10 protein-coding genes are annotated in these 12605 nt (G+C 35.3%); 1 reads left to right on the top strand and 9 read right to left on the bottom strand.

Features of this window, described 5'->3' with window-relative positions; genetic code table 11:
* Positions 1-96: 96 nt before the first annotated feature.
* The 3 genes from FDO66_RS00905 to FDO66_RS00895 form a co-directional block, all read right to left on the bottom strand.
* Positions 97-927, bottom strand: a complete 831-nt coding sequence (locus FDO66_RS00905) for a YitT family protein (RefSeq protein ID WP_141430519.1) — start codon at positions 925-927, stop codon at positions 97-99.
* Positions 928-1079: 152 nt separating this feature from the next.
* Positions 1080-1718 carry a YczE/YyaS/YitT family protein gene (locus FDO66_RS00900; protein ID WP_141430518.1) on the bottom strand — a complete coding sequence of 213 codons (639 nt, stop codon included), beginning with the start codon at positions 1716-1718 and terminating at the stop codon, positions 1080-1082.
* Between the two features lie 222 nt (positions 1719-1940).
* Positions 1941-2345, bottom strand: coding sequence for a winged helix-turn-helix transcriptional regulator (locus FDO66_RS00895; protein ID WP_141430517.1), 405 nt, complete (start codon positions 2343-2345; stop codon positions 1941-1943).
* Positions 2346-2473: 128 nt separating this feature from the next.
* Here FDO66_RS00895 and FDO66_RS00890 point away from each other — a divergent pair, with 128 nt between their 5' ends.
* Positions 2474-3514: a zinc-binding alcohol dehydrogenase family protein gene (locus FDO66_RS00890; protein ID WP_141430516.1), complete on the top strand. Its 1041-nt coding sequence runs from the start codon at positions 2474-2476 to the stop codon at positions 3512-3514.
* Positions 3515-3667: 153 nt separating this feature from the next.
* On the opposite strand, the gene FDO66_RS00885 is transcribed toward FDO66_RS00890, so the two are convergent.
* The 6 genes from FDO66_RS00885 to FDO66_RS00860 all read right to left on the bottom strand — a co-directional run bounded on the left by FDO66_RS00885 (position 3668) and on the right by FDO66_RS00860 (position 12425).
* Positions 3668-4504 carry a carbohydrate ABC transporter permease gene (locus FDO66_RS00885; RefSeq protein WP_258535521.1) on the bottom strand — a complete coding sequence of 279 codons (837 nt, stop codon included), beginning with the start codon at positions 4502-4504 and terminating at the stop codon, positions 3668-3670.
* Positions 4505-4524: 20 nt separating this feature from the next.
* Positions 4525-5466: a carbohydrate ABC transporter permease gene (locus FDO66_RS00880; protein ID WP_258535520.1), complete on the bottom strand. Its 942-nt coding sequence runs from the start codon at positions 5464-5466 to the stop codon at positions 4525-4527.
* A gap of 127 nt (positions 5467-5593) precedes the next feature.
* Positions 5594-6904: an ABC transporter substrate-binding protein gene (locus FDO66_RS00875; RefSeq protein ID WP_141430514.1), complete on the bottom strand. Its 1311-nt coding sequence runs from the start codon at positions 6902-6904 to the stop codon at positions 5594-5596.
* Between the two features lie 116 nt (positions 6905-7020).
* Complete coding sequence (locus FDO66_RS00870) at positions 7021-8874, bottom strand: glycoside hydrolase family 32 protein (protein WP_258535519.1); 1854 nt, start codon at positions 8872-8874, stop codon at positions 7021-7023.
* A gap of 151 nt (positions 8875-9025) precedes the next feature.
* Complete coding sequence (locus FDO66_RS00865; protein WP_141430513.1) at positions 9026-10642, bottom strand: response regulator transcription factor; 1617 nt, start codon at positions 10640-10642, stop codon at positions 9026-9028.
* Positions 10623-12425 carry a sensor histidine kinase gene (locus FDO66_RS00860; RefSeq protein ID WP_141430512.1) on the bottom strand — a complete coding sequence of 601 codons (1803 nt, stop codon included), beginning with the start codon at positions 12423-12425 and terminating at the stop codon, positions 10623-10625. The genes FDO66_RS00865 and FDO66_RS00860 overlap by 20 nt, the downstream gene beginning before the upstream one ends.
* Positions 12426-12605: the final 180 nt, after the last annotated feature.

Genomic DNA, 12605 nt, shown 5'->3' with positions numbered 1-12605 from the left:
AAATCCCTAACTTATGGGCATTTTTTTATGAAATGATTAGTGAACTCAATTCGGCAAGGAAAAATATTTTGACTGTTAGGTAATTTTATCAATAGCTCAAATATCCAAAAATCCTTTACCAAATACATCACGAACGTCATGGATTATAACAAAGGCAGTAGGATCAATTTTTTTAATCATTTTTTTCAATCGGAGTAGCTCTTGTTTATTAATGACAACATATAGGATTTCCTTTGATTCTTGCGAATAATTTCCTTTTCCGTTTAGAATCGTTACCCCACGATCTAAACGATGATTTATTTCATTTGCTATATCATTTTTATTGGAAGAGATAATGGTTACGGCTTTTTTTGTATTCAACCCTTCTATGACAAAATCCATCACTTTGGTACCAATGTAAAGCATTAGGATAGTAAATAATAGTTTTTCAGCTCCAATAATAAAATAAGTGAAAGCAACAACTACTAAATCAATGAATAATAAAGAGTAGCTTATATTCCAATCCAAATATTTCTGTGCTATTCTAGCAAGAATGGTTGAACCCGCTGTTGTCCCACCTACCCGAACAACTAATCCGATACCTGCTCCGATGATAGCACCTGAAAAAATCACTCCAATAATACTTTCATTTAATTCAACACTCCACCCCTCCGTTAAATGAAGAAAGATTGAGTTAGATGCTACAGCAATAATAGTATAAATCATCGTTTTTTTATCTAAAAACTTATATCCAACGATTAATAATAGACCGTTTAATACAATGTTACTAATTGCTGGGGAAATCTCAAAGAGATAATAAAAAATAAGTGATAACCCTGTTACTCCCCCTTCCCCTAATCCAAGCGGAATAACAAACATATTAATGCCAATTGCGAAAAGAAAAGATCCTGTAAGAAGAAAAAATAAATCCTTAATTAACTTGAACAAAAGAATGCCTCCCTTTATTAAAAAAATGCAATAAAAAGGCCCCCTCTTTTCTATAGAAAGAAGAGACTTAAATTATTCATACTATTTCTTGAATAATTAACTATTTTTCCAATATTTAAAACTATTTTGTTTCGGATTTATTGTACCATTCCCTATATTTTCGTTGTGTGAATTTCACGTATCTTTATGCGAATCCACTTATCAAAAAACATAATAAAATAACCCATGCATAAGAAGGTGATGATTGTTCCAATATTAACACCAACAATGCTTTTTGTAAGAAGCCAAATTAATAAACTTATAGAAAGCGGTATGCCTAATGCAATTCTTTGTGCTAACACGACATTCCCTTTAAAATACTGTTCTCGGAAAATTTTTAATAAGTCATCAAATGGATGTAACACTAAGTTAACTCTTAAATAAATAGAAACAGCTGCTCCAATAAATAATACTCCAATAACACAAACGATCAATCGGATAACAAAAACGTTTATTTGCATATGTTGCATAATAAAAAGCCATACATCAATCAAATATCCAAACGATAATAGATAGATAAAGTTGAATATGTCTCTTTTTTTATTCCATCGTTTTCTAAGTAGATCATCCACTAATAATACGACTGTGCCTAATAGAATCAATGCCCAGCCTACGGTAATATGAAAAAAATGAGCAATATTTAATCCAGCAGCTGTCCATGGCGCTGATCCCAAAGCTGCTTTCACAGTCAAAGCATTTCCAAAAGCATTAAGTAAAATTGATAAACACAGCCAAGCAATCCTTTGTTTCATATGGTAATAGACCTCCAAAAAGGATATAACAAAAATCAATCTTTCTAATTACAAATCTTTTGTTTTTTATCCGCTAAATCAAATTATCTACAAGTTTGATTGTAGCAGACAAAGTCACGATTAGAAAAGAGAATAAATTAGAAATAAACACTAACTCTTTCAAAGTTATCCTCTATAAATCGTATTAACATGAAGACAAATGCTCATGCTTATCCAAATGCATTAGGACTGTTTAGACTGTGAGTCGAGTTGAGGATCTTCGCCTGGTTCCGTTCTTGCTTCATTAAGTCTGATTTTATAAGTCTCACCCCATGCTTTCATAGATAATATGATCGGTTCCAACGTACGTCCAAAATCAGTAAGAGAGTATTCCACTTTTGGTGGAACCTCTTTATAAACCTCTCGATGAATAATGCCATCCCTTTCAAGCTCCCTTAACTGCAATGTAAGCATAAACTGGGTAATCCCAGGATTGAGACGCCGAAAATCACTAAACCTTTTCGTTCCTCCTATGAGATGATAGAGAATGATTCCTTTCCATTTTCCTCCGATGACATCTATCGTTGTTTCCACCGGACATCCTTCCGCGCTTGGAGTTAAACCGTATTTGTTTCGTCGATCTCCCATTCCCCTTTATCCCTCCATTGGTCTAATTTTTAATACTATATAATAAAAATATGCGTACTTTTATTAATAAATTATACATCATATAATTTAAATCGTACTATATACCAACTCGAAAGGATGAATGAAAAATGAGCAATCATCAAACAATGAAAGCAGTTGGTTTTTATCGTTCTCTCCCTTTATCCGATCCGGAAAGTCTTATGGATATCGAAATTGAAAAGCCAATTCCAACCGGAAGGGATATACTGGTAGAAGTGAAGGCAATCTCTGTGAATCCTGCTGATGTGAGAACAAGATCGCGGAAGATCGGCGGAGAAAACACCCCCACCATTCTTGGATGGGATGTAGCCGGTGTGGTGGAACAAATCGGGCCTGATTGTACGTTATTTAAACCTGGAGACGAGGTATATTATGCAGGCAGTTTAACTCGCCCAGGTGCTAATAGTGAGTATCACTTGGTCGACGAACAAATTGTAGGAAAGAAACCAAATAGCCTAGATTTCGCACAAGCAGCAGCTTTACCGCTAACTTTTCTAACCGCCTGGGAAGCCCTATATGAACGATTGGGAATTAGTCATAATGAACAAGAGAATCAGAACAAAACGATTCTGATCATTGGTGCAGCGGGTGGTGTAGGATCCATAGCGACACAGCTTGCTAAGCTTGCAGGTATGACGGTTATTGGAACTTCGTCAAGAGTAGAGTCATCCCAATGGGCAAAAGACCTTGGAGCTGATTTCATCATTAATCACAAAGAGGATATCGCACTCCAACTAAAGGAAATCGGCTTTGAAGTCGTCGATTATATTTTCTGCTTGAACGATACAGCTGGGCATTGGAAAAGCATGGTTAATTCGATCGCCCCCCAAGGGAAAATATGCCTTATCGTCCCCGCAGAGAAGCCGTTAGACATGGATGTATTTCTATTCAAAAGTGTAACTGTTGTATGGGAGCTTATGTTTACAAAATCTATGTACCAAACTAAAGACATGATTGAACAACATAACCTGCTTAATGAATTAGCTAATTTAATAGATACCGGAAAAGTGAAAACCACAATAGGCGAACGTATACAGCCAATTCATGCAGCGAATTTGCGTTTAGTTCATGAGAAAATAGGAACTGGAAGTACGATAGGAAAAATTGTATTAGAAAACTTCGTGAAGTAGCATTTTAGTTTACTAAATGGGATTAGGTAACATGATGAAAGTGTAAGGAGTTCAATAGACAATTGTCTTTGATTAGTTCCTTACACTTTTAAAATGGAATGAGGATTCATTTGTGATTAACCTTCATTTTGGTTTCTTTTCAAATAGGACTAATTATTTCATTCCGGACATTGAAATTCCGCGAATATAGTATTTTTGTAAAAACAAGAAAGCAATTAAAATTGGAATAGTACTTAACGTATTAGCCGCCAAGATTTTGGACCATTCCGTTCCAGCTAAAGAAGAATAATTGGAAAGTGCTACTTGAATAAGCTGTTTGGATTCATCATTAATAACGATTAATGGCCAGAAGTATGCGTCCCAATTGGCTAAAAATGTGATAATCCCTAGTGTGATAAGGGCTGGAACAGCAGAAGGTACAATGATGCTCCAATAAATTCTGAACCAGGAAGCTCCGTCTAATCTAGCTGCCTCAATCATATCCTTAGGGATTTCTTCAAAAAATTGTCTTAATAAAAAGATCCCAAATATATTGATTAAAGAAGGAAAGATTAACGCCTTATAATCGTTGATCCAGCCCAAATCGTTCATAAGTAAATAGTTAGGAACTAAAGTAACTTCACCTGGAATAATCATCGCTGACATAAAGCAAATGAAGATAAAATTTTTAAAAGGAAATTGTAGCTTTGCAAAAGCAAAAGCTGCCATAGAATTTAAAAATAGAACTAGGATGGTGACAATCACAGCAACAAATAATGTATTACCGATAAACAAGAAGATAGGCGTTCTTTCATCTGTAATGACATCAATGTAATTTTGGAAGGTCCAATCTACAGGAAGCAACAAATGAATGTTTAAACTAGTTGCATATTGAAATATTTCCTGATAGGTCCTAAATGAACCAAATATCATCCATAGAATTGGTATAATCGCAATAAAAGCTAATACAACCATTAAGAGATACTTAATTGAGAGTGTAATTTTTAACACAAGCTTGATCCCCTCTTTCATTAATATTCTACATCTGATTTAAATAACTTCATCTGAATGAGTGAGATAATAAGCACAATGAAAAAGAAAATAAAGGCTGCAGCAGAAGCATACCCCATATTCATTTTTTCAAATGCGGTTCTGAAGATAAATACAACGGTCGTTTCCGTTGAACCAGAAGGCCCTCCGCCTGTTAAAACATACACTAGAGCCGACAGCTTGATTGCATCAATGGTTGTAATAATGGCAACAAAGGCGATGGTTCTCTTTAATAAAGGAAGGGTAATAAAGAAGAATTGTCTTATTTTCCCTGCTCCATCTACTCTTGCTGCCTCGTATAGATCGATCGGAATATTATTTAATCCAGCAAGAAATATAATCATGAAAAAGCCGGCTGCTTTCCATATTCCTAAAATAATGACTCCATTCATCGCTGTTTCTGTATCAGATAGAAAATTAACTGTTGGCAAATGAAAGGTTTCTAAAATTGAATTTAATAAACCATATTCTTTGCTATAAATTAATTTAAACACAGTTGCAGCAACCGCTGTTGAAATGACAACTGGAATAAAAAATAGGGTGCGAAATACGGCATTGACTTTTGATTTTTTCTGAACAAGCAATGCAAGACCTAACGCAATGGCGCCTTGTACAGGAACGACAACGATCGCAAAATGAAACGAGTGTTTTAAACTAGCGATAAACGCTTCATCCTGCAGAAGATTCATGTAATTTTTTAATCCGATAAAGCTTTTTTCGGCACTTACCAAATTAAATTCTTGAAAGCTAATGATAAAAGCTTGAATAATTGGATAAAACATAAAGATAAGCAAAAGAATGGACACTGGTAAAATAAACCCTAGGCCAGCAAGCTTTTCGCTTTGCTCTAAGGATAATTTTCTTGCCTGTTTCTTCGTTCTTGGCGTAATCACATGATGACCGATTGATCGATTTGGTTCCAACTTCAATCACCCCTTTTTACAGTATGAGGGAGGGAGACCAAAAGCATGTTTTATTGAGACATCTTCTCCATTTTTTTAGAGAAATGGCGCCTCCCCCAAATTAAGTTAACGCTTTCAATTTAAAACATTATTTCGTTGATTGCTCAATCGCTTTATCGATTTCCTTCACCGCTTCTTCTGCCGCGGCCTTTACATTTCGATTCGCTAAACCTACATCTTCAAACAACTTTTTAATCGATTTACTAACAGTTGGATACGCAGGAGTAACCGGTCTATTTTTTGAAAACTCCTGACCTTGAACAAGGAAGATATTTTTTGGATACTCATTGATTTCAGGGATTTCTTTTGCCACAGAAATTCTTACTGGAATATCGCCCGTTGCTTCAACATATGTTTTTTGACCATCATAGCTCGTTACATATTGAACGAACTTCCAAGCCTCATCTTGGTGTTTTGTTTTCGCTGAAATTCCTAATGTCCACCCTCCATTTGGAGCAACTTGATTTGCTTCCTTAGGCAGTGGTGCAACTCCATAATCTTCGCCTAATTTAAAATTAGGGAAATTATTTGCAAAATGTGATAAGGCCCATGATCCGTCTACGCTGATTCCTAATTTACCTGTTGCAAATGGATCAGGTGGTAATTCTACAGCAGCCACTTTGTCTTTTTGGTATAAATCCTGAAAGAATTGAAGCGCTTTCAAAGTTTGGGGTGAGTTTAAGTACCCGTCAGCTGTTGAACCATCTGGGCTTAATATATCCCCTCCGAATTGCCAAATAATAGGTGATTTGAAATAAGCTGGTCCTTCCCCATCCCCAAAGCCTTGTGCTGGATCAATTCCATAAATACCGTTTTTCGGATCGTTGATTTTTTTCGCAGCGTCTAATACCTGTTCCCAAGTCCATGGGTTTTTTGGATCCTCAGATGGAAACTCTAGTCCTGCTTTTTTAAACAAATTTTTATTGTAGAACATGGCGATTCCAGATTGGACAATTGGAGCAAGATATATTTTATCTTTGTATGTTACTCCAGCAAGCGTTCCTTCTGGAATATCTTCAATATTTCCCTCTTTCTTCATATAATCATCGATAGAAAGCAATGCGCCTGCTTCAGCATAAGCTCCTAAATCAGGGCTATCAACTGCTAAAATATCCGGTGGATTACCTGAGGCAAGCGCGGTTCTAAGTTTTGTCGAATAATCAGCGAATGGAATTGGAGTCATTTTAACATCAATTTTTGGATTTTCTTTTTCAAAGGATTTGATCAAATCTTCATAAACTTTATTTTCTGCATCATTTCCAGAATTACGCCAGAATGTGATAGTTGTCACATCTCCTTTAGTAATGGATGTTTTTTCTGACGATGAACAGCCTCCTAAGATCATCCCTACAGACAAGACAATCGTTGCCGTAATACCGAAGACTTTTTTCTTTTTCATTATTTTACCCCTCTCATTGATAAATGCCTTCCTTGAATTTACTATAACAAATTGCCCATACGTATGATTTTAATTTCATCGGTTCTCCATATTTAAAATTTTCGGATCACAAGGAATTAATCAAATACATACACATTAATGCTTGTCGATACTCTTCCTGATGGATCAGAAACTTGAATCTCTGTTGAACCAGATTGAAGTCCTTTCATTTGGACATTTCCATTCCCATTGTCTTTTATTTCTACAAGTCCTGGATCTTGTAATTTCCAAATAAGGTTGCCCTCGTCCTTAACCCAATCTGGTTTAAAGGCAGCTTTCATTTCTTTCGATTCTCCTACCTTTAAATCAAGTGATTGCTCATTTACAACAATACGTTCAATATGTTTGCTTTCTGATTTTTTTCTCCATGTAGATTGCAAATGATACAACTTAAGAGATTTAAAGGTTACCGAACCTCCTTTCGAATAGAGCTCAACACCACCATTTGTTGACTTCGTATAGATCAGGTTTGTAAAGACCTGTTCCCCATCATTTATAAATATTTCAACAGATGATTCATCCACAAATCCATGAATCTTTAAGCTCTTTTTTTCGGGTGAATAAGGAGCTGTATATTTGTTTCCGAATGTAAATTCATGTCCTGAACGATCTAAAATCGTTTGCAGACCAGAATTTGTTCGATTCATAAAAACGTGTGGACCATTCGATTCATATCCAATAACGGTCTCTTCTTCATTCGATTGTCGAAGACGAATTCCGAACTCTTCAACATGCTCCCATTCTAAAACACCTTCAAATTCAAATGTTGTTCCTGAAAATTGATCTAGTTGCTTATTCCCATCAACCACTATATCCTTAAGCTTTATTTCATCTACTCGTAAACTCTCTAATTCTTTTATTGGTCTTTGAACTAGGCGAATTCCTTCATTTTTAATCGTCTGTAAAGATACTTCTCTAGGAATAGACATTGAACCCATCCACGGCTTTGTTGGAGATTGATAAGGATACCTCCAATTGGACATCCAGCCTTGCCAAATACGTCGGCCATCCTCTGTTGGCAAATCCGAATAGGATTGTGCTGCATAAAAATCTTTTCCAAAGTCTGTCCATAATACGGTATCTTTCTTATTGTCATTTAAAAAATGTTTGCCATCAAATTCACCAATAAAATATTGAGCTGTTGATCCATTTGTTTCAGCATTATCCCCAACACTAACATGAAGAACCCACTTTTTATTTTTGGAATTTCCATCTACAGGAAGCTGAAACAAGTCTGGACATTCCCACACAGCAGCATGTGATCCTTGATCTTCCCCAAACTTACTTAGAAACTTCCATTTCTTTAAGTCAGATGACCCATAAAAGCTAACACTTTGATTTGTAGAGACCACCATTACCCACTTTTTTGTCTCTTGATGCCAAAAGACCTTAGGATCTCTAAAATCCTTTATCCCCGGATTTTGGATAATAGGATTGCCTTTATATTTTTCCCACGTTCGTCCATTATCTTTACTGTAGGCGAGACTTTGCGATTCAATCCCTTCTTTGGTATTTGTAAAGATAGCGACCAAGCCTGGCTTCCCTCCAAAGAATCCGCTCGTATCCTTCCAATCTACTACTGCACTCCCTGAAATGGATTGACCTAATTCATCATAGGATAACGCAATGGGAAGATGCTTCCAATGTAATAGATCTGTACTAATTGCATGTGCCCACTGGCCATTTTGTTGGTAAAACTGATGATACTCTCCCTCAAAAAATACTAAACCATTAGGATCAGCTAAATTTCCTTCTTCAGGAGAAAAATGATATTGCGGTCGAAATGGTTCGATGTAATAATTAGCATCTGCAGCATGAGTAGGTTTCGTGTTCATATTTTTATTCTTTTCATTCATTTTTTCTTCCTTCCCATTACATGCAGCCAATAAAAAAAGACTTAGAAATACCATGAAACTCTTCTTAAAGCTCAATGATGTTCACCCCTCCCTAATGCTTTAAGTATTATCCTATCAGAATCCCTCGAGTAAAAAGTATAATCCAATCGGCTTATATAGTTTAATATTTTTGGGAAAAAGTATAAGGAATCACATTGTTATACAAATAGAAAAGCGCAAGGCTCCCTTACGCTCTCAATACCTCATCTATTGGTGAATTATAGTTTTCACTTGCTGACTTACGAAATTCTGCAGGTGTAAGACCAAAATGCTTCTTGAACGCAGTACTAAAATATCCGGAATTTGAAAACCCAACTAAGTAGGCAACATCAATAATTTTCAGCTGATTGTCCTTTAGTAATCGCTGAGCGTTTTTCATCCGCATGCTGATCAAATAGTCGCTAAATGTTTGCCCTACATGATTCTTAAAAATTTCAGATAAATATGCACCATTAATATGAAACTGCTCTGATACGCTTGCAAGTGAAATATCACTCGCATAATGCTGATCTAAATAACGGCGAACGCTCTCGACTGTAATGGTTCCATTCGAGTATCTTGCTTTTTGTACATGAGTAATGATTGTTTTGGCTAATTGAATAAGCTGTTCAATGACTTTATTTTGAGCATTAAGCTCCCAAATGCTCTGTTGGCAGTCCCAAATATTTTTTTGCAGATCCATTGTATGGACACCGAATTTTCTTGATAACGTTTCCAAAAATAATAAAACTCGATTTGATACAAACGAAAAGGACATAACGGAATAATTCGGTTTTCCTTCTATTAAACATTGAATCGTTTGTTTGCATACAAGCTCATTTCCAGTTTCAATCCCATTCAAAAGCTTTCTTTCAAGTTCAGGTGAATATTCAAACATCTCTTGATAAATGACTTGGTCGACAATCTGCGACTGGGTACCTAACTGACTTTGGCTCCACGAAAGCAGACTTGACTTATAACCTTTTTTAAATTCTGCAATCCCTTTCACAATCTTTCCAATCCCAATGACGGTTTCTAATTTCAAGAAGCTCTTCGTATATTTTTGAACCTTTAATCCTAAACTCCTATTGCTCAAAAACGTTCCATCCTTAACGTTTTGAACAAAGTGAATCATATGCTTGTAGCTTGGATCGTAAAAGCAATAAGCTCCATGCTCTTTGGCAATTTCTCTGCAAAGCATTTGAAATGGCAGCCATAGCTCATCTAACCTAGAATGGTTGTCAGAATTCCTCATTTCCACTGTTATGAATTGAAATTCACCTTCTACATTGCCTAGTTCACTTAAATGTACTTGCTGAAGCTTCTCTAATGATAGATTTTTATCTGACCATTCTTCTTTTACTAAATAAAGTAAATACTGCTCTTGCATTTCCAGCATCTGATTATAAGCAAGCCTTTGGATTTGATTTTCTTTCCTTTGCTTATTCTTATCTTTTTCTATATCACTACGAATCTTCCTCAAAGCGTCTACTAACTCATCAGGAGCTACAGGCTTTAATAAGTAGTCCTTTATTCCTTCCTTCATGGCTGAACGTAAATATTCATAGTCAGAATAACCCGATAAAGCTAAAATCTTCACCTTTGGAAATTCTCTATGACAAACCTTTGCAAAATCAATTCCATTCATGATCGGCATTTTAATATCTGTAATCACTAAATCTATCTCATTCGTTTTTAACAGATCAAGAGCTTCCTGACCATCAGAAGCCTCCGCAACGATTTGAAAACCTTCATCTTCCCATGCGATTTTCATCCTTAGCCCTTTGCGAATTTGAATCTCATCGTCAGTGATCATCACCTTCATCATGCATCCCTCCATCTAACTTTACCCTCAATGTTATTTTTGTCCCTTCCCATTCCTCAGATTGAATGTCGAATGAAAATTGACTTCCGTAATAAAGCTGTAATCGGCCGAGAACATTTCTTAGTCCGATGCTATTCCCATTACTTGCTAGGATGTAACTAGATTCATTATGTTGTTCCTGACTCATTAATTCTGCAATAACTTCTTCTGACATTCCAACACCGTGATCTTCTACGACTATAACCATTTGATCTTCCATCATTTTGGTGATTACTTTGATGTTTGCAACCTTTTTACCTTCAAAGCTGTACTTCACTGCATTTTCAACAAGCGGCTGCAAAATAAATTTAATAATTGGAATCGGTTTCATTTTTTGGTCTTCATCAATCAAAATCGATAAGTTGTCTTCATACCGTGCTTTTAATATATCCGTGTAATTTCGTATATAGTTTATTTCATCATCCATACTCACAATATCACTTTTTGTATTCATTGAATACCTCATCATACGAGCAAGGTAAACACTTACATCCATAACCTCTTTATTTTTTCCTTGCGCTGCCAAACCTCCAATAATCTCAAGCGTATTATTTAAAAAGTGAGGGTTAATTTGCAAAAGTAAAGCCTTGTATTCCGCATTTTTCCTTCGTATATTTGCTTCATATTCTGTTTCGATTAAATAGTTTAATTGATCTATCATATGATCAAATACTTTAATTACATAACTGATTTCATGATTTTCAGATTGAATGGTTGGCATCATTTGTTTAGCTTTCTCAAATTTCCCATGCTCAACAAGCTTCATCGCTCGTGTTAGCTTCCCAAGAGGGCTAACAATGTTAGAGGAAAGTCTATAGGCAGCAAAATTAGTTAATCCAAAAAGAAGAAGACTCGTAATTAATAAGTTTCTTCGAAGTTCATTTACTTTAGAAAACAATTCAGATTTAGTCACTTCACTTACTAATATCCAATTGTCAACTCTTAGCTTTTGAAAAAAAACGAGGTATTCTTCTCCATCATACTCTTTATGGATCAATCCATTTAGATGTTGATCCTTTTTTATTTTTTCTAGACTTTGCTGTAGAATTTTTTTTGGTGTCTGAACCTTGCCAGTTAGAATATTTTCTCCTTGTTGATTTAATAAATACACCCTTCCATTTTCACCTAGTGTGATATTATTTAATGCTTGTGTAAATAATGAAGTAGGGTAGTTCACCTTAATAAATCCATATCTTTCAAACGTATAAAGATCAAACAATGGCTGAAGATAGCTGTTTACGTATTGCTTGCCCATTTCTGGTGTTTGTTGAAAAGGATCAAAATGGGCTTTTATCCACATTTGATCTTTTTGAGAGTATTGTTTATACCAGCTCATTTGTTTTGAAGAAAGACTATCCCACCATATTTCTCTACCATTATCCATATAGACAGAGAGGGATATTCCATTTGAATTGTTAATCATGATAGAAGAAAGCTGCTTTTTCAACTGATTCTTCATTAATAAACGTTCATTTTCTTGTGACTCAACATCCTCTTTTTCTAGTTTCATCCATGTTTGTGTTGTTTGATTAACGAGTACCTGTCTTGCAACCTCCTCCGCTTGAGTGGTAATAGAATTTATATAAAATGAATATTGATCCATTTTTTCAATAGTTGAATCCTGGATTTGTTCTTCCATCATTCTCGTAATCCAATTTGGAATAATAAGAGATAATAATATAAATGGAATGGTTAAGAGAAAAGTAAAAACAACCATTAAGTGACTTCGCAAAGATAAAAACATACAACACCCCCAATAGAAAGCCCTTACATTTTATTCTACTAAAATCTTTTTCTTTCATTTTATATGAAATAAGACCATACTACCACTTAAAAATTACTACCCCAAATAAGTAAAAGGTATTTCATTTTTACTTGAATGGTTCAAAATGAAATACCTTTGTTACCCATTGCAAAAGACACA

Source organism: Bacillus sp. 03113 (assembly GCF_006546985.1).
GTDB lineage: Bacteria > Bacillota > Bacilli > Bacillales > Cytobacillaceae > VATK01.
The sequence above is the reverse complement of the archived record's forward strand: the minus strand, read 5'-3'. Positions and strand labels throughout refer to the sequence as shown.